Origin of the sequence: Bacillus sp. MYb209 (assembly GCF_002975175.1) — a bacterium.
GTDB lineage: Bacteria > Bacillota > Bacilli > Bacillales > Bacillaceae_G > Bacillus_A.
The window spans coordinates 44,277-65,430 of record NZ_PCNZ01000014.1; the positions used below are offsets into that span (position 1 = coordinate 44,277).

Genomic DNA, 21,154 nt, shown 5'->3' on the forward strand with positions numbered 1-21,154 from the left:
ATACAAGCGTACTTCACAAGCATTCCCCCTCAGATGGTTTAGTTATCAAATAACATTGATGGATCAAACGTGTTAGGATTCTCAATATTCCCCTTAGACAAGCGGTACTTACGAGATAGTCCTAACTCGTCTATTAACCTAATATAGCGACTCTCGAAGTCTGCCATACTTACCTTCTCATTGACTGCATACTCCATAGTTACATTCTTACGTCTAGCCTTAATGAGGTTAATCAGAGCTAGGTCAAGTGTTTCTAAATCTAGCTTGTCCAACTCGTATTTCTCTTGGTAGTGTTCGAACGTTTCTTTATACCATTGGTTCTCCTCCTCTGTTAGGTCTGCTTTAAAGTCCTTCAGATACAACCCGTGAATGTAGTTACCTGGAGTTAGATTCTTGAGTGCCTTTGCTTTTCCCTCTGGAGTGCGTGGCCCTCCAGTCGGATTATGCGGTCTAGCCATATTAATTCCCCTCCTTGTCAACTGAGAATAGTAATACAGATGTACTAGTCAGGTATACTGTCTTGTTAGTATCAACTGAGATAGGAAACAAGTCAGACTCCTCTCGTTCGATCCAGCTCATGAATTCAGCTAGCTTACCATCATCTATAGTTACTTCTAGAGTGCCACCTGTTGGGGTTACAATCTTTACGTTGTTCATTAGTCATCTACCTCCTATTTGATTCCTAGACTAGCAACATACTGTTTGTATTCTTCCTCAAAGGATTTCTCCTCTTGAGCCTTTGCATCCATAGCTAACGAGAAAGCCTTGTATACTTCTTGAGGGCTGTACTTTAGGGGTTGTTCCTGCTCGGAGAACAGTTGAGCACCTTTTAGTTGTGGGAATGCTACAAGGCTTACTTCTCGAATCCGTGAGGGGTTGCCTTTCTGGTCAGTGTAGAATGAGATAGACACCTTCTTGGCTAATCCCTTTTGAACACGCTGTTTAATGGAGTCCTCGATAATACGAACGGTTCCCATCAGCTTTTCACCTACTACCTTCACGCTCTCGAGTAGTCCAACGGTATCTTTTGCACTCTCACTGTGGTCTAACTGGATTGGTATCATGTCCTCTTTGTTAAACGAGCTAGCCAAAGCATGCAAGTCCTTACTTGTGTAGGCTTTCCCTCTATGTGTACCTACAGAAAAAAGCTCAGCATCTTTAAGTAGGTCTTGTCCTTCCTCGGAGAACGACTCCGTTAAATGACCTGTATTGTTAAACTTCATAAGTTGCATATATTTCACCTCATTAGTTTAAATAAAAATAGGGAGCAACCCATAATGGCTACTCCCTCTTAGGTTGTACTAGGCAATAATATTTTTAAGTAAGTATACGCCTTTAGGATCCGCCACGTATGACTCTTGAAGCGTAACGCTCTCACAACTGTAGTCATGTCCTCATCTTGGTTATACTGGCTCGTAGATAATGGAACTGCATCAGCAATATCTCCAATAGCTCCACGTTGTACTAACAGGACATCTTTATCAGCAAACGTTTCGTCAACAATTAGGTCTAAGCCTAAGAAGTTACCACGGTAGCCAGCTAATTGTTTTAAGTCCTGATTAATGTAGTCAGGGGAAGCGTCACTATTATTTGAGATAATCCCAAAAGTAGCTGGAGAGACCACCATCGTGTCTAACACGTAGCCAAACTTTGCAACTTCAACCTGTGCAGTCGTTAAATCACTACGAATAGCAATAGCACCCTTTGTCGTCTGTCCTTTAGCTGATTGACCAGCAGTTACATCACTCCAGTATAAATCCGTACCAGTACCTACTTTAGTACGCTTGTTAATATTTGCATCATTAAGGATTCGATCGTAAGTCATTGCGTTAACCATGTTACTAACCGAGTTAGCAAGCTTATTGAACACTCGCTCAAAGTAACTGTTAGCACCAAAACGTTGTTGCTCGTATGAGATCGCACTCTCTAAGCCGTACTTACGGATTAAAGCAAGTTGTGCCTTCTCGCTGATACCAATACGTTTGAATCCTGAGCCTTCACCTACCTCAGGTACTTCCTCGTAAGCATAACGACCGTTAGTATCTGCATCAGCATCTTTGAAGAATTTAACTGATAGAGCATCAACTGAGGTTTTAGTCATCAGTAAATCAGCAATCATCTTGCGACCTGCTAAGTCCTTGATTCGTGTGTCTACAAACTGTTTCTTTAGTAGGGGGTGTTGCCCTAAAATAATATCACTCATGTGCGTGTTTCCTCCTCGTTCCGTCTCTATGAGACAGAATCCATTAGTTATGGTAATAGTGTAGTAAGTGCTACTCAGTAGCTAAACTATTCTAGAAGAAACAAACAAGGAAAACCCTCAGGAGGAAAGCCCTGTTTATTCCCTCTAGAATAGCCACGAGACAGAAGAACTCCCCTGTTAGTCGACAGGTTCAGCGTTCATCCCAACTCGTGTATGCTACTTTCGTTTTACTTTGGAGCTATCTAGGAGTTAAATGCTTCTCAGTTGCTCTTGAGTGCTACCAATAATGAACTGCAGATGCTCTAGACTCTGCTGAGAAAAATCGAACTTTCCAGCAAGCCAATTCTGAATCGTACATCTACCAAATCCCACCTTCACAGCAAAAGCCGAGTTAGAGCAACCTGTGATTTCTTTATACTTGATGTAGCGCTCTCGAGTAGCTTCGTTCATTGCAATCTTGATATCTAATCCCTCTTCAGTTAACTTTAATGGCATATTTCATCTCTCCTATCTAGTTTTATACTCATCTATTTGTCTATTCATCTGTAATTAAATAAAGACTCCACCAGCTCGTACCAGTGGAGCGTGCATATGTAGGCGATCCCCATCACCATCACCAAACCCCAGGAGAGTTATATACATATGTCTGATTTAATCTAGGACATGGAGATTAACTCTCCGTTGTGATTACCGAGGAAGTGAACGTTCTCTAGAGGAGACTCGGTAATCACAACGCAAAGCTAAAAAGGTGACAACTCTTTTGTTCCCCTACACTAACATAGTAGTAGTTCTACTACCGTGCTAATGCCTACATACTATAGTAGATGCACCGTAGTGTGTACTAATTTATTCCCTTATAAATAACAATAGTCAGATGGATATAATTATTTGAGTGGTAAGGATTTAGCCCTACTCAAAATGAAGAGTGCTAAAATAGAAAACAAAAAGGAGCTACCCTTCTCAGGTAACCCAGTAGACCTAATTTTTGTATTTCCTTCCAGTTCCTGCTGTATAGTTTGTTTCTACAAAGAATTTATCAGAACTCAATTTTGAGGTTTGACCCAAAACACTTACGTAATTATCAATGTCCCTGACTAAGTTGTCTTTTATTCCTTTTACTTCCTTTTTCCACTGCTTGGCAATTGGCTTACGAGATGTCATTAGTACCTCGTAGATTCCATCTTCTGTAAGAAACCAAGCTTCTGTTTTATAACCGTTCGTACTAATTGTATGAGTGGTTTTTTCGTCCGTGAGATAAAAAAAGCCAGCTCTCAGCGAGCCAGCCAAGTATAAATATTATCCTTTTTAGTCATTTTCCTTGGTTGTACTTTTATTGGTGTAACCTGAGCCAGTGCATTATCGAGAGAACCAAATTCAGACTCGATAGCTACAAACAACTGGGGACGATCTCTGGAGAACGCTACCTCGCTTATATTTTTACCGTAGTATTTCAATTCAGATAATATCTCTAGGATTATTTCTTTTGAATAAATGCTCATTTGTTTTCCTCCTTGGGTTTATAGGTTAGGGGTGTTACTTGTGGATTATTGGTAGGGGGATTACTTTTTGTTTGCGTTTCGATAATTAGAACTGGAGAGGTGAATCTTTCGAGCCACCTCTTTGATATCAAGTAGCGTTACTTCTTTAGCAGATCTACTAACAAGCTCAGGGTCCAAACAGATGACATCTATGATAGTTCCAATCTCCATAGTTATTCCATTTCGTTTGAATTTCCTCAGGGTTGCACTAACAAAGTTTCTCGAGTATCCAAGTAGCTCAACAATGTCTTTCGCTCTCCAGACTTCTAGCTTACTAACATCAGGCTCAGTAGGGTTACTACAAAGGATATGTGTCGTCCAGTGTATATGAGACAGGACATCTGCTAGGAATCCCATCTCGTTAAGTGACAGTAATCCAGCAACTTCTTGGAGTCTCTTCTTGAATATCTTAACCATTGGTCTTTTCTCATCCATAAACCAACAGAGGTAAAATCCCTCTACAATGTTAACGTAGACATGCTTTCCAGATTTCTCTTTGGTGATAGCTCCCAAGTTCTCTAGCTCGGTTAATATCGTAAAAGTCTGTTTTGCTTTCTTACCAATCATATTGGATACGTCCTCTACAGTTAACCGTTCGAACTGTCCTTTGTAGAGTTGTCCACCTTTCTTAACTCTCATAGCCGTTGTTAGCAACAGAAGTACTCCTTTTTGACCCTGAGTAAGCTGATCTCTGATAGCTTCATAGTTAGTTACATCTTGCATAGCAAACCGCTTCTCACTCATTTCGCTTTTCTTAATAGCATAATTCTTTCTAGATTGTTGCTGAGCTGGTGACTCCATTTGATAACCTGCATCGTGTAAAACTTCCTTTGCTTGCTTAACTGTAACCATTAGTATTCCTCCTTAATTTTATGTCCTTTTTCTTTCATCCATATAGACTTCTGTATCTTCTGAGATGGGATCTCTACGTCATATCCTAATTGGATCATCTCTTTGTATTTCTGTATTTGCCAATCAGTTAACACTTGGTAGTCGTACTCGGTGAGTAAATTAGGTTTAGGCTTGTCTACTCGTTTTAGCTTCATAACTCCACCTCCAATAATTTTATTTGACAAGACAGTTAACTGTATGATATGATTATTATTTTCTCGATTTCTCTATATATTGTATTACGTTTCAAAATAAGACACAAGATATATGTATAAATTCTTTCTTTATTTAACTTTTCTAGGAGTATGCTAGGAGTGTCCAATAATTGGATGCACATGAAACTACCGATGTTATTTTAACCTAATCCCTTGGGAGAGTAAGGCTCAAGGCACTTTTTAGACTAAACCATCTCTTAACTCTTATAGGAACCTACTAGGCTATCTCAGCAAGGACCTCTCCTGAGGCAAACTCCTTTGTCCGTCCTCGTTAGGCATAACAAAAGGAGACAAACCTGATTGGCTGCCTCCTGGGATATTCCTAATTAGATTCTACTTTCTCAATACATAAATACAAAAACCTGAGACGGAGATCTATTAGGCTATTCTATCAAGGCTTGTCTATCTCGTTTACGAGAAGATTATAACTTGATAGGTTATTCTCTATTGCTGCTTCCTCATAGTTATTGTTTTAAAATCATTTAATACCTAATACCTATATGAGCTGGCATCTCTTAGTTTATCCTATCAGGGTTATTCTTTCCGATTCATCGGATAGTTACTACTTGATAGGATACTCTTAGAGTTACTCCTCTTATAGACCTTTTTTATTTTTCTTTCTCTATGATTACCTATTGGTTATTCCTAATTAGGTATTTCTATCAAGTGGTAACTATCGAGTTAACTCTTTTTAGATATTGTAGTAAAACAACTACCTCAGGGGGCGTATCCTGTGTATTTCACTCCTATATATCAACACTTGAGGTAGACTATACGGTAACTTAGGAGTTAATTTCTACACCTTACTGGGTTTGTCTCATCTCACAAGTTAACTTAGGTAGTGATATGATAAGAGGTAGTAAAACTAACTCTCCGTTTAACGGATACTTCAAGTAGGTTGCCGACTCTAGGGGGGTTACTATCTCATATATGAATATATTTAAATACCATATGAGGACGACCTATGTTGAGCATAGTCCCTGAGTAATACCTGAGATAGCCGATCTCTGTAGGTGAAACTTAGGGGGTTGCTACTGGGGACTGACTCTGGAGGTTCAACTTTGGGAGATAAATATTTTATAAAACCCTGTAGGTGTCCTGTTAGAAAGGGACAATATGTCCCCAACTAAGGTTCGATGTTGGGAGAAAACTTTTTAAATTTACTGCTGAGGTGGATAACTCTAGGGTGCTGGCTCACTAGTAACTAACTGGGAGCCGATTTTCCTATATAATTTCTACTACATATGTTTACATGCGTATACGTACACCCCCCTACGCCTCCTGATTGTGAGAGCACCCCCCGAGCACGCCACCACCAGTGGAGCTACTGACAGTCAGCCAACGAGAAAGTGACCAACAGGAATAGCCCTGAGAAGCCCCAGATTACCCGTGAGATACTCTACCCCTAGTAGGTATTGACTGCATAATTATTGCTGTGTAGTAGGTTGTATGCGAGTGTATACTTATGAGGTGGGAATGCAGTAGCATCAACTAAGTGGGTAGTTATTATGCAGGATTCTATAAAGGGGTTATTACTAACGAGGTGGGGATATGTAGCAGTTTACTATGGAGGTGTTCCTGCTCATGTGTACCTATACTAGTTATACTTTCATAACTGTTCGATATTGCAACTTGGGAGAAACGACCACAGAGAGGGGTGCGTGAAACTATTTAGTGTGAAGCATTATAGCTGGATGCGTTTAAGATCCATTAGTTTCCTACCTCCCAGTTGCTACTTTATAAGTTGTTCTCTTGTAGGTACCCACGTGGTACACCTTGAACCGTATATTCATTCCAGTTAATTTATTTTCAACATATAGAGTTTTGTATTTCTTATTAAAGTTAGCTACAAAGTTCATTGCATCAGCACCTATGAGAACGACTCTATCGTCACCGATATAAAACTCAATAGCTGCCTGATCTAGATTATCGTGCCCGTTAACCCACTTCTTAAACCACTTAAACATTTTATATTCCTCCTCTTAGTTTTCATAAATAGTTATTCTATTTATTCCCAAATTTCCCCTATAAATACCACCTGAGTTAGCCTATTTAGTCACCCTCTTTTTGTCGAATACTAACTCACAAGTTCCAACTGAATAGTTATTGACTCACAAGCCTGTAACCTCTATAATTTTCCTAAACGAATAACTAAAAGAGTGGTCACTCATAGATAACACCTCATCAGGCTTAACCTCCGCCTCTACATCCGCTGAAAATTCATTATCCGCTATGGTTGTTGGCGTCTGTACACATCCGAATTATCGCGGGAATGGATATGCTTCGCTCATATTACAGAAAATGATTCAAGACTTCACAAATGAAGGCCGAACGCTTTGCTTATTTTATAACAATCCAGCTGCTGGGCGAATTTATAAACGTTTAGGGTTTAAAGATATTGGAATGTGGACGATGTATCGTTAAAAAGCCGATTTATTCATCGACTTCTTTTATTTTATATTTTGCTATTCCAGCTTGAACTATTTTCTCACTTCAAAGTCATAATTACTTGTCTTTCAATGAACCCAAATTCTTCGTACATCTCTTTTGCAAAATTTCCAGCAAATACATTCAAACGAATTTCTGAATACTTCTCCTTCAATTCTTTAATACCAGCCTCCATAAGTTCTCGCGATAATCCTCTCCCGCGATATTCCGGGAAAACGTACAGTTCATATATAAATCCAAGTTTTTCATGAGAAAAATAATCAGTATTTTCACCTATTAATATCCATCCCATTACTTTATTTTCTTCTTTAATGACTAAATAATATGCTCCCTTTTCCACTATTGGCTTTGTTATTTCAATCGCTTTCTCTGTACTTAACTGACAATTCCCTCTCGTTCCTTCCAAAAGCGATTGAGCTGCATAATGTAATATTTCTTTTGTATCTTCTTGATTTGCCTTTTCTATCATTTTTCACAACTCCCCATCACTAATAGGCATTAATATCGCTTGTTCAAGATTCTCCGCCTCCATCACAATTGCCATTAATCCCTTTTCTGTACTTGTTTCATGAAACTCACCCTTCTCCCAAAACACAGCTTGTCCAGCTTCTACTGTCACTTTTTCTTTATCTGCCCCGCATACATATCCTTCACCATCCACAATAAGAAGCAGTTGAGATACAACTGCTTCATGATATCCGATGATTCCATTCTCTTGTAAATGCATGGCACCGATATGTATATTCCCTTGATGATTTAATATTTTTGACATTATAAAGTTAGATTGAAATGCTGATATATGCTTCCCTACTTTTTCACTGAAATCAAATATTTTCATTTCTGATCCTCCTTATATGTATAAAACCATCCTCACTGTTTGCAGCATATGCCCTTCGAAATCTTCTTCAAATTGCTCTAAAGCTGCAAAACCTTTCGCTTCATAAAAACGTTTTCCTTTTTCATTTGCTGCTTCTACATGTATGTACAGTTTCCGAATCCCTTTTAATTCCGTAAGCCCTCTTTGTAATAAAGCACTTCCTATCCCTTTTCCTTGCTGCTCTGGTAACAAATAAATTGCTCCTAATTCAGCTTCGTTTTGCAATCTAATAGGTGAAAAATTCGCAAAGCCAATTACTTCGCCCTCTTCTTCTGCAACGAATAAATGTGTATTTTCAAGGCGATATTTCATTTTTTCATCGGAATACGCTTCATTTAAAAAGTTGTCTTGAATCGGTCTCGGAATAATCTCTTCATATGTATCATGCCAAGCTATTTTCGCTACGTTTTGTACAGCACGAATATCTTCTTGTTTCATTTCTCTAATCGTATATGTCATCTCGATGTCTCCATTCTCTTTAAATTACACTCTGCTAAAATACTAGAAGAAATGGCAGAACCATTTTCATAATTCACCTTAATTAATTTTAACTTCTCAATCGAAGCTGTTGTAACATCAAATTTTTCATATATATACTCCATTACACTTAAAAACTGATTTGAATTTAGCTGATTAGCAATCGTGCAATGCGGAACCCATTTTTCTGGTACGTAATATGAGTTTGGATTATCATGAAAAGTTTTGAAATAATCATGATAAGAATGATGAAATCTTAATAATTCATTGGTAATGGTCGGTGCTAGAAAGATCGTTCCGTTAGTAGGAAAAGTTCCAACTGAAGGAAAAGTCACAGCAGCAACGTTCTCTTGAGTAACTACAAAATCCTTTAATTTTTCAGTATATAAATTAACATCTAACTCATTATAATCAGCAATTGTAATATGGGGTTCTACTCCAGCTAATTGATTTAATCCTATTCTATTTGTTAATTCATTTTGCAATTCTTTAATTTTATTAGTAAACACACTATCCAATGTAGCAATAATTGCGTACATGCTTCCTCACCCCTTCGTTACACATAACACTTCCCACTCTTCACGAATCATTCCCATCCGAATAGAATCATAGTATGCACCGTTATAATAACGACATTTTCTCATTCTACCTTCTAAGCTCATTCCTATTTTCTCTGCTACTTTCATCATTCGCTCATTTCCAGACCAAGTCGTGAGCCCCACTCTACCAATCTCCATATTTTCAAATAGTAAGTCCCTATATAATGTTAACGCTTCTGTACCGTAGCCACCATTCCAGTATGTTGGATTATAAATAACAATTCCCATCTCCAACCAACGCGTCGGTTTATGCTCCCAATAAAATCCGACTGTCCCAATGATTTGACCGTCATTTTCGACAATTAAATTCGATAGCGGTTCTTCTTTTAAACGTTTTTGTGAATTTTCTTTATATGGCGTGTATTCTTGCATTGATATTGGAAAATATGGTGCATCCCATTTCTTCCATTCTGGGTTTTCTTCTTTATATACAATACTCCATAATGTTTTTATATCTGATTCTTCTATTGTACGAATTGTAACTTTGTTCCCCTTTAATATAACGTTTTGCATAATTTCCTCCTACATCCCTCTTTATTTCATATATAATTATAATATTTTTTCAGAAAAATCAAAACTAATATCATTTATTATATTGTATAATTTTGTTATTAGTTAGCAATTATTGATATAGAAAGCTGGTGATTCGGTGAATAATCGATTTATTATCACTCTATTTCTCACTATTATTTCGACTAATATTATTCTCTATTTCTTCTTACCATCAAGCATTGTAACGAAATGGGACTTCAATGGAACTCCAACATCAACAATGGATAAAAGCACTTTTGTTATCGTAAATATAATTATATGCTCTTTTCTATTCTTTCTATTTTCAGCATCATCTAAAGCAATGAGTAACCAAAAATTTTTCCTATGGACTGGCAATACAATACTACTATTTTTATTTTTTGTAGATATTGTAATTGCCCTCATTTCTCTTGGTTTCTCACTTCCTCTTGATCATCTAATATTTTTAGCATTAGGTTTATTATTTATATTAATGGGCTATTTCAGTTCCAAAATTGATACGACTAAATCTACAGTATCAATTGAATGGAATCATAAGCATCTTGAAAAAAGAGCTTCAAAAATTTGCAGTGTTTCAATGATAGTAGCAGGTATTTTTTTAGTGATTGTTCCGTTTTTAATTCCTGCCCCGTACAGAGGTTACGGAATACTAGCAATCATTTTAGGAATGACGCTTGTCATTATACCGAGTACGATTTATTTACTTATTAAAGACAGTAAGCAGTCCACTAATTTAAAAAGTTAATTTAAATACGAGATCGTAAAAAGGTTTATAAACAATAGGAGGTTATATCCCTCCTATTTTAGCTAAATATTTTATTTCCCTTCTTTTCTATCTCAAGTAGAATTCCTTTCTCTATCCAGCCTTCTACACCATCTTTTTTTATTAAATCATATCCCATGCAGCTACCATCAATGAGAGAAACAATATCCCCTTTTCTAACGCCTATTTGCGCACAAGAAATATCCGTTTTCACTGTATACTCACCTGATTCAAGTTGCTTTATATACTCGTTTTTCACATGAAGTAGTTCATTTGTTTCTATTTGTTTACATATAGTAAAATCTTTCATTCTCTCCACAGGCTCTATGTAATAATACGGATATGTAACCCCGCCCTGCATTTCTGAATCCGCATTAAAATCTGCCATTACTTCATACTCTGGAAAATAGTCTACATGTGTATAAGAAAACGTATCACCTGTAGGTGTCCTCTGAATGATAAATGCGTTTAATTGACCTGCTTCTTTAATCGCATTACCACCATCAATCGCGATAATTTTTTTATTCTTATCGATAACCGGATTATTAGATGGCGCCTCCTCGGAATAGTTCACAACAGGCCAATGTCCAACAATTACGTACTTATCCGCACGGTGTGACTTATTAAAAAACTCTGGCATTGCAATTGCATTTTTCCTGTCTGTTTGTTTCCAATCCTCTCTATCTTCAAGACCAGCATGTACAAAGATATAATCCTCAGTTTCAATAGCAGTTGGCAATTCTGTTAGCCACTTTATTTCTTCTGAAAAATGGTTCATCAATATGTTTTTCACTTCACAAATATCACTTTCTTCATTAATGGTAACGTTCAATTGCCCTAGCCATTCATTAAAAATTGTATTTTTTCGCGTACATAAATAATTCATTAGCGCAGGATTTTCATTTACAAGTGCTTCAACTACAACTTCACAATTCCCTTCAACTACATAAACATTTGGCTTGCTAACTACTAGATCCATCACATAGTTTACGACGCCAATGCTATCGTTCCCCTTCTCACAAAGGTCGCCATTTATAATTAAATAATCATCATCTTTAAAATTAACTTTATGTAATAATTCCTTTAAAAGATTTAATTCGCCATGAATATCAGATATTACGATAACTCTTACACCTTTTGGGATTAATAGTTTCTGAATTTTTTCCAAGTATAAACTCCCCTAACCTTCTTTAAATTCAATATTATCTTCTCAATTATAAAGAAGCTATTCGACAAAATAAGCAATTAGCCCTCCTCATCTTGTACTTCTAAATAAAAGTAGGTTCTATATGTTATCTCACATAGAACCTACTTAGCATTATAACTCTTTATAAAAAGAATAACTTACCTTATCGTAGCCTTCTCTTTCATAAAAACGATGGGCATCAACTCTTGGAAACGCTGATGTAAGAACGATAGAACTGCACCCTTTTTCTTCCCCCCATTTTTCTACATATGACAGCAGAACCTTACCATATCCTTTTGATCTGTGAGCTTTCGCAGTTACAAGATCATATACGAAAACATGTTTCTCATTATAAAAATTCGTACAAATCGCTACACCAGCTAGACTAACAACTTCGTCATCTTCATTCTGTAACGAGAGTAGTTTATAATTTTCTTCTTTCATTTTTTGAAATAAAGAACTTGCTTCTTCTCTTGAAAGTTTCGTTCGTAATTGCTGTAATACGAGGAATACATCATGTAAATCAGCTTCTGTTACTACTTCTCTAATATTCATTATGATTCTCTCCTTACTATTTATCCCGCATTAACGAGCAGTAAGACTCCCACCTCAAAATTCGGCGAATGCGAGGGAGTTAGTTGGGAGATCAACTGCCCGTAAAAGCCCGATTGGTGAAGGCTAATAATCAGTGGGGGATGGATAACCCCCACTGATTATTAGCCTTCACTTTATAAAATTTTCTAAATGTTATATCATTATTATAAGAAGTAACTGCCCCTTTCTTAAGTGACAGTTTGATTATTTTTTATAAGGCCAGTATGTAAAGGAGAATTCATAAAATGGATCTTACTATCCCATTGCAATTAGAAAGTAAAACACCAATTTATTTACAAATTTACGAATATATGAAACGAGAAATCTCTCAGGGATCACTGCCTGCCGGTACACGCCTTCCTTCTCACAGAAATTTAGCGGTACAACTTAATGTTAGCCGTATTACTGTTGAATCTGCTTATCAACAATTACTAGCTGAGGGTTATGTAGAAAGTAAACCGAAACGTGGGATTTTTGTTGCAGAAGTTGATATTGATGTCATTCAAAATAAACAACAAGTTGTGTCAAACAGCGCTAACAATATAAAAAAAGAACAATATGACTATGATTGTAGCCAAGGGCTGATTGATCAAAAAGCTTTTCCAATTACAAACTGGAAAAGAGCATTACACGAAACTTTATTCCAGTATGAAAATGAATTATTTGCTAGAGAAGATCCTCAAGGTGAGTTCGTTCTACGAGAGCATATTTCAAAATATTTATATCATGCCCGCGGGGTACATTCTTCACCTGATCAAATTATTATCGGAGCCGGTACGCAGCCTCTTCTTTGGCTACTACTTCAACTGCTTGGTTCAAAAAAAGAATACGGAATCGAGAACCCTGGATTTCATCGTATAACTGCTATGATTCAAAGTTCTGGCCTTCCTGTTCACCCTATTTCATTAGACGATAAAGGGATTCGTATTTCAGCTTTACGTGAATCACGTTCCAATGTAGCATATGTCACTCCATCACACCAATTTCCTCTTGGAATGATTATGCCATTATCTAGAAGGCTCGAATTATTAAAATGGGCGAATGATTGCGAAGGATATATTATTGAAGATGATTACGACGGGGAATTCCGCTATGTAGGAAAACCTATCCCCTCTTTACAAGGACTAGATTCAAATGAACGCGTTATTTATATGGGAACTTTCTCGAAATCCTTTTTACCTTCTTTACGAATGGGATATATCGTCTTACCACCTCACCTTTTAAAAACCTATAAAGAGCTTGGAGGCATGTTTAAACAAACTGTTTCTACAATGCAGCAACTCGCTTTTGCCTCCTTTATTCAAAAAGGTGATTGGGAACGTCATATAAATCGAATTCGTACATTATATAAAAGAAAGCACATTTCATTAGTTAAATCTATCACGGACGAAATGAGAGCTAATGTGCATATACTCGGTGAACAATCAGGACTTCATATCGTACTTCACGTTCATAATGGGATGAACGAACAAGAACTTATTCATGCAGCTGCGAAACAACGCATTAAGTTGTACCCTCTCTCAACATACGATTCTGTTCATAATTTAAGAGAGGCGTCGTTTGTATTACTCGGTTTCGGCAGTATTCCAGAAGATTCTATCGAAACTGTTGTCAAATTACTGAAAAGAGTCTGGTTCCCTAACTAAAAATAACTCCACGCAAGTTATACTTACGTGGAGTTATTTTCATTCACTATTTTTCTGATACTTGCCCTGATCTCGCTGTCCTTCCTGGACGCTTTACACCAGTTGTTTCTGTTGAATAAGAAGCTTCAATTATAGCACTTGGATCTACAGAGAGAACGAGATCTTTCATTTTCGGATAAATGAAACGGTTTGTAATACAATAAATAATTCTCTGGTGCTCTCCTAAAAAACCACCTTCTCCATGTAGATACGTAACAGACAGTTGTAATTCTTTCATAAGCAGTTCGCCAATTTCTTTATTTTTATTCGAAATAATCATGACGCTCTTTCCTTGATTAATACCGTCTAATATGAAATCAATCATCTTCGTAACAATATAGAAAATTGCTAATGAGAACATCGCTTGCTCAATTGAAAATAAAATAGCAACAAATACAAAGATAACTGCATTTACAGCAAGTAAAAATGTACTAATTGGTACTTTAAAATGCTTGTTCATCCAAACAGCTAACATTTCTGATCCATCAATTGCCCCGCCCATTTTTACAACGATCCCAACACCAACACCAAATAGTACTCCTCCGTAAAGTACAATTAATAATTCCGAAGTCGTAATTGCTGGAAATGGTTTTAAATAAATCAATCCGAGTGTTGTAACAACATTTGCATAAGAAGTACGGATGAAGAACTTCTTTCCCATTACTTTTGCAGTAAATAATAAAATAGGAATATTAAGTCCTAAAAACACTCCGTAAAGCGGTAATCCTGCAACTTTATTTGCCATAATAGCAATCGCAGTTACCCCTCCGTCCACTAGTCCATTAGGTGCTAAAATAAGCTCTAGTGAACCAGCTACAATAATAGATCCAATTGTTAATAATACGTATTCGAATACTTTTTTCATTCATTACCCCCAAAACATATATATTTTCTTAGTATTATTTTAACGTAATTTTTCTGTAAATACAAAGAAATCGGCTTATATACACAAAAGTTTCACCTTTACGGTGATTTTTATGTAATTTATTTAAATCCTAACAGAAGAAACACACTTACATATTACAGTAAGTGTGTTTCAAACGTTTATCCCGCTATTTGCAGGCAATAAGATTCCCACCTCAAAATTCGGCTGGAACAAAGAAGTTAAGTGGGAATCAGGCTGCCCATAAACGCCCGATTCGTGCGAGCTAATAATCAGTGGTGGATGAACAAAACCCACACTGATTAAAGTTTCACTTTATTTAAGCTTTAAGTATGAATTCATTTTCATTTTAAATATTTCATCAACTGCCCTCTCATACCCACCAGCATTTCGAAGCGACTCTCCAACTTTACGACTATTTTCCTTAAACGTTACATCATCCATTACTTTCTTTACAGTCTCACGTAACAATTCAGAAGTTAATTCTTTACGATTAAGCCTTATTCCAGCCCCTACTTCAGTCACTCGTTTCGCAACTAAAGGCTGATCTCCCGTTACGGGAATTACAACTAACGGGACACCGTAATATAACGCTTCACTCGAACTATTCATACCACCATGTGTCACGAATACGTCAGCATGCTGTAATACTTCTAATTGCGGCACATAATTATCCAACTTAAAGTTATTCGGAATGTTTTCAAATTGACTTATATTTGTCTTCTTACCAACAACTAATACGACTGTCGCTTCTACATCTTTAAACGCCTCAAAACATTTTTCATACAGGGCAGGTTGTTCATTAAAAACTGTTCCCATAGAAATGAAAATCACTTTTTCATCTTTTAAATCTTCAATAGGAAAACTGCCCATTTCTTTTCTAGTAGCAATTGATGGACCAACAAATTTAAACGCTTCATCAAATACATCCGCATGTGGCTGATATTCTTGGGAAGTGTATACAATCGTAATATCGCCAGGATGATTCATAATATCATACAGACTATTACATTTCATTCCATACTGCTCTTTCCATTTTTCCATTCCCACTACACAAGATTGGTATAGTGGATCAGTTTCATCTATTTGTCTCGATTCTTGCTCATCATTAAAAGTAATGTACTGATTAAAAGCAAAAGTCGTACAAGAAGAAACGCTTGGTAATTGTAAGATATTCGCTATAATACGTCCTACTGGAAAATGATTATCATATATCAAATAATCGTACTTTTCTTCTTTTGTTTCTTCTACAATTTGAGTAACAATACGTTCTGATGCTTTTATCATATGAGATAACATCGTTAAAGGACTACCACCTTCATTTACTCGTTCCATAATATTAATTTGAGAGAGAAAATTTTCAAATGCTCGAAATTCAGCACCTGTTGCTTCAACCTTTTTCCTGTAATCTTCAATACAATATGACACAACTGTTTCCCCACGTCGAATTAGCTCACTAACAACTGCTAGCGTCGGATTAATATGGCCTTCTCCAGGAAAATTTATTACGAGTACGTTCGCCATAACATTCTCTCCTTTCTATCTAACGCAATATAATTAATCATGTTAATTATTAATTATATTATAAAGGAATCTATTCTACTTCTTCATATCTTTCTCTTCATTTTATTATTGAGAAATATTTTCTATAGCCCGCACTATTACGAGTACACAATCTTATAAATCAATGTTTAATTCTCCTTTACTCTTCATATCTTGTATGATACGAACTTTACATTCGAACATTTTTACACGTTTATCATTCAAAAATATTATTTTGATAATTCATACAAAAATAGAAAAATATAATTTTCATGCTGATTTCTCACTATAAATTTATTTATGTTCTATATTGTCCCCTATCATTCTCCACGTGGTACATATTCTGTTATATAATAAATTTATAGAATTTACAGAAAAAGGGGCTCTTTTATGTTACAACAACTATTCACCTCACCTATTCTATCTGTTCAAGCATTGCACCCAGGCTATGAAGATCATGCAAGTGACGTTTTTCTTGTTCAAACAGAAGATTCAGAAGTGATCGTTCGTTCTTCTAAAATGAATGAAGAGCCAAATAATGATTTTTGGTGGGGATGCAAAAATCTATTTGGAATTGACCCCAGAAACGTACATCATTTGGATACGGTACATACATTGTTGCAAAAACATACAAATCTTCCTATCCCAACAATTTTAGACAAACATATTTTAGATGGCCGAGAATTTGTTGTGGCCGAAAAGTTAGTAGGTAACACAGTTCAATCTTTTATCGGGCAACCAGATTCTATTTTATTCAGTCTAGGAAAAGGACTTGCAGAAATACATAAGTTTCAAGCCGATTTCATAGGAAATCCGTCAGGCACGTTCCAAGTTCAACTAGATGAATTGCAATCACACATTTTAAACGTGAGTAAAGAGCTTGTGAATAGATTTTATTCCGATAATGAAAGCATACAAAATGCATTTCCTACTTTTGAATCACAGCTCTCTTCCCTATCCATGCCAAAGGAATCTACACTCGTCTTAATTGATATGGATCCAACTCAATTTCTATCTGATGGTACCTATATTACTGGTTTAGTAGATACTGAAGCTTTCGCAGTTGCTCCACGAGAGTTTGATTTTATTGGACTAGAATATGTACTTACCGAAAAAGAAGCTCGTGCCTTTAAAAGTGGTTACGACACAATTATGCCTATTCCTCACCTTGATGAATGTAGACAGCCTTACCGTTATTTGTACCGACTATTATCTGTTCAAGGTAGTGTGGAATTAGAAAAATGGTTAAGTCATCCATCCTATTTTTGAATACGAATGAGAGGGATTATAAAATGGATATTCAGAAAAAGAGTTCTTTAACAGAAAATGAAATACAGCAAATGAAAGAGTTAGCTCATATTTGCGGACAACACGATCAAATTGATTACTCGTCAGATTTACATGTACACTTTTTAACGAACCGAAATAAAGATCAAATAAACGATTTTCTTCTTTATAACGGGACTCAATTAATTGGCACTTTAAATATGTATGATTTCGAAAGACCAACAAAACTTGAATTAATAGGCTTTGTACATCCTCATTTTAGAAAACAACGATTCGGAACTAACCTTTTACAAACTGCAATGAAAGAAATTCAAAAAAGAGGGGCGGATGAAGCTCTCCTTATTATGAATGGGGATTCTGCTTCTGGAAAAGAATTTGCAAAACATATGAAGCTACCTTATTTATATAGCGAGTATAGTATGGAGTTCAAATCAAAAAAAACACACAAAACAACGGAGAATAATATACAGCTTACTCTTGCACCTACAAAATCACTTCCTGATCTTATCGATATCTCTAGTAAAGCTTTCGGGGATTCTGTAGAAAATACAGCTACATGGTTACAAAAGATGATGAATTCATCTTCTCATCAAGTATACAGCGCTCTAATCGATAACAATGTGCTAGGAACAATTACAGTAACTCACCAAGAGCACTTTACTACATTATCAGGATTCGCTGTGCATCCTTCCTATCAAGGTAAAGGATACGGTAAAGCTATTTTAAGCTATATGACACATACACTCTTCACAAATGGTGCTACAACAATTGAATTACAAGTTGAAACAAAAAATAAAAATGCTTTAAAACTTTATACACAATGTGGATTTGAAATTATGACGAAGTATGATTATTATGGATTGTTGGAAAATGAGGAGACTTATTATGTCTAATAAAATCATTTATTCGGACTATGATATCTTCGCATCTATTTATAATAAGCATTGGGGACATTTTGCCGAACACTCCTATCCAGCCTATCATAAATTTATTTTACAATACGCCAGTTCCCACTCCCGCATATTAGATCTTTGCTGCGAAACCGGTCATCTTTCTAAAATATTAATCGATAACAATTTCATTGTAACTGGTATAGACGGTTCAGCTCAAATGATTGCACATGCACGCAAAAACGCACCAGATGCAACCTTCATTGTTGATGATGCGCGCAGTAGATGAGCAGTTCCACTATGTCATCTCAGCCGGCGATAGCTTAAACCACATTATGAAATTAGATGAACTAAAAAATACTTTTCATAACGTTTACTCTGCGTTATATGATGGCGGCTCATTCGCATTTGATATGAATATGGAAAAAGGCTTTCTTGAAAATTGGAGTGCTTCCTTTCATATTTCAGAACGCGAATATGTTTGTACCATCGATTCCACTTATGATAATGAAAGTCATAGAGCAGAGATGACTTTCATTCTATTTAAACATGACGTAAATGATATTTGGAAAAGAAGTGACTTTTCTTTCGAGGAAGCTTGTTACTCTAAAGAAGAAATAATTTCTTCTTTAAAATCTGTAGGTTTTAACAATATACAATTACACGGTACAAGTAGAACATTTTTCATTTGTCAAAAATAAAAAAAACTGAATCATACCGATTCAGTTTTTTTGTATTATTTTTTTCTTAATATATTTACAACCGCAGTCGTTTCATCATTTTCTTTATAAACACGTGGAATTCTTCTGTCTAACATACATGTAACTTCATAGTTAATTGTACCTAACATATCTGCTATTTCTTCCACCGCAATTTCTTCTTCACCTTGTTTGCCGTAGAATACAACTTCGTCTCCTACTTGCACTGGCATTGCTTTCGTAACATCTAGCATAAGCTGATCCATACAAACACGGCCAATTACAGGTACTCTAACTCCATTAATTAATGCATGCCCTTTATTAGATAACTGACGATTATAACCATCAGCATAACCAATTGGTACAGTTGCAATCCATTCTTCGCCCGTTGTTACATACGTATTTCCATAACTAACACCACAATTTTTCTTCGCATGTTTAACATGAGCTACTTTTGATTTTAAAGACAACGCTGGTTTTAACACTACAACAGTATGATCAACTTCTTTCGAAGGATACATTCCATAGATTCCAATACCGACACGAACCATATTTTGAAATGTGTTACTAAGTTCCATTGACCCTGCACTGTTTGAACTATGAATATATGGAAAATGAATTCCTAATTCTTCCGCTGTATTTACAGCTTTCTCAAACAAACTTGTTTGCATATTTGTATAAGTTTTATCTATTTCATCAGCGGTAGAGTAATGTGTAAACATCCCTACTACTTCTACATATCGCATACGTTCTAACTCTTCAAAAAACGGTTTAACTTCTTCTTCCTGTAAACCGATACGGCTCATTCCTGTATCAATTTTCACATGAATTCGCACTTTCTTTTGAAGATGGTTTGCAACTTCATCTATACCATGTAAATCTTCTACTCTATAAACAGTCATCATAACGTCATATTGAATTACATCTTCTACAGCTGCTACTGGTGTATATCCTAAAATTAAAATAGGTACAGTGATTCCAGCTTCTCTTAATTCAATTGCTTCGTCTACAAATGCAACTGCAAGTTGGTTTATTCCTGCTTCAATAGCCGATTTCGCAACTTCAACTGCCCCATGACCATACCCATTCGCTTTTACAGCAGCCATCATTGCAATATTTTCATCATTCACACGTTTTTTAAATTCTTTTACATTATGTTTTACAGCATTTAAGTCAACTTCAACAATTGTATCTCTTCCATATTTCAAGCTCATTGGTCTAACTCCTAACTCAATAATTACATTCCATTCTATTTCACGTTTCATATGACCTTTTACAATATAATACTTTTCACTATGCTAGTCAAACTACTAGAATTTTCGGAATTTTGAGTATGATATAATACCCTTAAGAAATTATTATATACGGAGACGAGGAGAATTACAATGTTTGTACAATCTGCGTTACATCAACTTAAAGTTGCTATCGATAGTTCTATTCATATGATTAACCAATGTAATGAAAACGATTTGAAAATAAGACCGATTCAAGATAAACGTTCCCTATTTGTAATGTGTACACATCTTTCTCTTATTTGTCATGCTGATCTACTTATTTTAAATGGCATTACAGAAAAAGAATTACATACCTTTTATATAGAACATACACCAAAAACAATTGCTCAAATGCAGAAAACGCTGACTGAAGGATACAATCTTCTCTCTAAAACATTTCTATCCTATTCCAATGAAGAATTATCAGAAGTTATGACTGCCTATTGGGGTATTTCTTATTCTCGATTCGAATGGTTGCTTGAAATCGTTGCACATCTCTATCATCACCGTGGGCAAATTCATATTTTATTATGTGAGCATATTCATGATCCTAAGATATCTTTATTCGAATAA

General features: G+C 35.9%; 24 protein-coding genes and 3 pseudogenes. 7 read left to right on the top strand and 20 right to left on the bottom strand.

Features of this window, described 5'->3' with window-relative positions:
- Positions 1-38: 38 nt before the first annotated feature.
- The 10 genes and pseudogenes from CQZ94_RS19165 to CQZ94_RS19215 all read right to left on the bottom strand — a co-directional run bounded on the left by CQZ94_RS19165 (position 39) and on the right by CQZ94_RS19215 (position 6,814).
- Complete coding sequence (locus tag CQZ94_RS19165; protein ID WP_105586639.1) at positions 39-458, bottom strand: hypothetical protein; 420 nt, start codon at positions 456-458, stop codon at positions 39-41.
- Between the two features lies 1 nt (position 459).
- The gene (locus CQZ94_RS19170) at positions 460-657 is read right to left on the bottom strand and encodes a hypothetical protein (protein WP_105586640.1); all 198 of its coding nucleotides are present in this window, start codon (positions 655-657) and stop codon (positions 460-462) included.
- A gap of 14 nt (positions 658-671) precedes the next feature.
- The gene (locus CQZ94_RS19175; protein ID WP_105586641.1) at positions 672-1,232 is read right to left on the bottom strand and encodes a hypothetical protein; all 561 of its coding nucleotides are present in this window, start codon (positions 1,230-1,232) and stop codon (positions 672-674) included.
- A 69-nt stretch (positions 1,233-1,301) separates the two neighbouring features.
- A pseudogene (locus tag CQZ94_RS19180) lies at positions 1,302-2,203 on the bottom strand (phage major capsid protein).
- A 249-nt stretch (positions 2,204-2,452) separates the two neighbouring features.
- Positions 2,453-2,698, bottom strand: a complete 246-nt coding sequence (locus CQZ94_RS19185) for a hypothetical protein (RefSeq protein ID WP_105586642.1) — start codon at positions 2,696-2,698, stop codon at positions 2,453-2,455.
- 483 nt (positions 2,699-3,181) lie between these two features.
- On the bottom strand, positions 3,182-3,490 hold the full coding sequence (locus tag CQZ94_RS19190; protein WP_105586643.1) for a hypothetical protein: 309 nt from the start codon (positions 3,488-3,490) through the stop codon (positions 3,182-3,184).
- A complete protein-coding gene (locus CQZ94_RS19195; protein WP_105586644.1) occupies positions 3,475-3,702 on the bottom strand; it encodes a hypothetical protein in 228 nt (75 codons plus the stop codon). Before CQZ94_RS19195 ends, CQZ94_RS19190 begins: the two co-directional genes overlap by 16 nt.
- Before the next feature lie 60 nt (positions 3,703-3,762).
- Positions 3,763-4,593: a hypothetical protein gene (locus CQZ94_RS19200; protein WP_105586645.1), complete on the bottom strand. Its 831-nt coding sequence runs from the start codon at positions 4,591-4,593 to the stop codon at positions 3,763-3,765.
- Complete coding sequence (locus CQZ94_RS19205) at positions 4,593-4,787, bottom strand: hypothetical protein (RefSeq protein ID WP_105586646.1); 195 nt, start codon at positions 4,785-4,787, stop codon at positions 4,593-4,595. The genes CQZ94_RS19200 and CQZ94_RS19205 overlap by 1 nt, the downstream gene beginning before the upstream one ends.
- Positions 4,788-6,565: 1,778 nt before the next feature.
- Entirely contained in the window at positions 6,566-6,814 is a 249-nt protein-coding gene (locus CQZ94_RS19215; RefSeq protein WP_105586647.1) for a polyprotein, read from the bottom strand.
- Between the two features lie 223 nt (positions 6,815-7,037).
- Here CQZ94_RS19215 and CQZ94_RS19220 point away from each other — a divergent pair.
- Positions 7,038-7,271, top strand: a pseudogene (locus CQZ94_RS19220) (GNAT family N-acetyltransferase); the annotation flags it as partial.
- Between the two features lie 64 nt (positions 7,272-7,335).
- On the opposite strand, the gene CQZ94_RS19225 reads toward CQZ94_RS19220, so the two are convergent.
- Genes CQZ94_RS19225 through CQZ94_RS19245 form a run of 5 tightly spaced genes read right to left on the bottom strand, consistent with a single transcriptional unit; the run spans position 7,336 to position 9,761 of the window.
- Entirely contained in the window at positions 7,336-7,764 is a 429-nt protein-coding gene (locus CQZ94_RS19225; RefSeq protein WP_105586648.1) for a GNAT family N-acetyltransferase, read from the bottom strand.
- Between the two features lie 3 nt (positions 7,765-7,767).
- Positions 7,768-8,133 carry a cupin domain-containing protein gene (locus CQZ94_RS19230; RefSeq protein ID WP_105586649.1) on the bottom strand — a complete coding sequence of 122 codons (366 nt, stop codon included), beginning with the start codon at positions 8,131-8,133 and terminating at the stop codon, positions 7,768-7,770.
- A 12-nt stretch (positions 8,134-8,145) separates the two neighbouring features.
- Positions 8,146-8,631 (bottom strand): GNAT family N-acetyltransferase, encoded by a 486-nt coding sequence (locus tag CQZ94_RS19235; RefSeq protein ID WP_105586650.1) that lies wholly within the window; start codon positions 8,629-8,631, stop codon positions 8,146-8,148.
- Positions 8,628-9,188, bottom strand: a complete 561-nt coding sequence (locus tag CQZ94_RS19240; protein ID WP_105586651.1) for a 2'-5' RNA ligase family protein — start codon at positions 9,186-9,188, stop codon at positions 8,628-8,630. The genes CQZ94_RS19235 and CQZ94_RS19240 overlap by 4 nt, the downstream gene beginning before the upstream one ends.
- Before the next feature lie 6 nt (positions 9,189-9,194).
- Positions 9,195-9,761 (bottom strand): GNAT family N-acetyltransferase, encoded by a 567-nt coding sequence (locus tag CQZ94_RS19245; protein ID WP_105586652.1) that lies wholly within the window; start codon positions 9,759-9,761, stop codon positions 9,195-9,197.
- Between the two features lie 136 nt (positions 9,762-9,897).
- Between CQZ94_RS19245 and CQZ94_RS19250 the strand changes: the two genes are divergently transcribed.
- Complete coding sequence (locus CQZ94_RS19250) at positions 9,898-10,524, top strand: DUF1648 domain-containing protein (RefSeq protein WP_105586653.1); 627 nt, start codon at positions 9,898-9,900, stop codon at positions 10,522-10,524.
- Between the two features lie 58 nt (positions 10,525-10,582).
- On the opposite strand, the gene CQZ94_RS19255 is transcribed toward CQZ94_RS19250, so the two are convergent.
- Together CQZ94_RS19255 and CQZ94_RS19260 are read right to left on the bottom strand one after the other, a co-directional pair.
- Positions 10,583-11,710 carry a metallophosphoesterase gene (locus tag CQZ94_RS19255; RefSeq protein ID WP_105586654.1) on the bottom strand — a complete coding sequence of 376 codons (1,128 nt, stop codon included), beginning with the start codon at positions 11,708-11,710 and terminating at the stop codon, positions 10,583-10,585.
- Between the two features lie 150 nt (positions 11,711-11,860).
- On the bottom strand, positions 11,861-12,283 hold the full coding sequence (locus tag CQZ94_RS19260) for a GNAT family N-acetyltransferase (protein WP_105586655.1): 423 nt from the start codon (positions 12,281-12,283) through the stop codon (positions 11,861-11,863).
- A 284-nt stretch (positions 12,284-12,567) separates the two neighbouring features.
- On the opposite strand from CQZ94_RS19260, the gene pdxR reads away from it, so the two are divergent.
- Entirely contained in the window at positions 12,568-13,968 is a 1,401-nt protein-coding gene (pdxR, locus tag CQZ94_RS19265; RefSeq protein WP_105586656.1) for a MocR-like pyridoxine biosynthesis transcription factor PdxR, read from the top strand.
- A 46-nt stretch (positions 13,969-14,014) separates the two neighbouring features.
- Here the strand turns inward: pdxR and CQZ94_RS19270 are convergent, their stop codons facing one another.
- On the bottom strand, positions 14,015-14,872 hold the full coding sequence (locus CQZ94_RS19270; RefSeq protein WP_002148483.1) for a YitT family protein: 858 nt from the start codon (positions 14,870-14,872) through the stop codon (positions 14,015-14,017).
- 333 nt (positions 14,873-15,205) lie between these two features.
- Positions 15,206-16,414 (bottom strand): macrolide family glycosyltransferase, encoded by a 1,209-nt coding sequence (locus CQZ94_RS19275; RefSeq protein WP_105586657.1) that lies wholly within the window; start codon positions 16,412-16,414, stop codon positions 15,206-15,208.
- Positions 16,415-16,822: 408 nt separating this feature from the next.
- On the opposite strand from CQZ94_RS19275, the gene CQZ94_RS19280 reads away from it, so the two are divergent.
- The 3 genes and pseudogenes from CQZ94_RS19280 (at position 16,823) to CQZ94_RS19290 (ending at position 19,310) form a co-directional block, all read left to right on the top strand.
- Entirely contained in the window at positions 16,823-17,701 is an 879-nt protein-coding gene (locus CQZ94_RS19280; RefSeq protein WP_105586658.1) for an aminoglycoside phosphotransferase family protein, read from the top strand.
- Positions 17,702-17,724: 23 nt separating this feature from the next.
- Positions 17,725-18,612, top strand: a complete 888-nt coding sequence (locus CQZ94_RS19285; RefSeq protein WP_105586659.1) for a GNAT family N-acetyltransferase — start codon at positions 17,725-17,727, stop codon at positions 18,610-18,612.
- Positions 18,605-19,310, top strand: a pseudogene (locus tag CQZ94_RS19290) (class I SAM-dependent methyltransferase). Before CQZ94_RS19285 ends, CQZ94_RS19290 begins: the two are co-directional and overlap by 8 nt.
- 35 nt (positions 19,311-19,345) lie before the next feature.
- Here the strand turns inward: CQZ94_RS19290 and alr are convergent.
- The gene (alr, locus tag CQZ94_RS19295) at positions 19,346-20,521 is read right to left on the bottom strand and encodes an alanine racemase (protein ID WP_105586712.1); all 1,176 of its coding nucleotides are present in this window, start codon (positions 20,519-20,521) and stop codon (positions 19,346-19,348) included.
- Positions 20,522-20,692: 171 nt separating this feature from the next.
- On the opposite strand from alr, the gene CQZ94_RS19300 reads away from it, so the two are divergent.
- Complete coding sequence (locus CQZ94_RS19300; protein ID WP_105586660.1) at positions 20,693-21,154, top strand: DinB family protein; 462 nt, start codon at positions 20,693-20,695, stop codon at positions 21,152-21,154.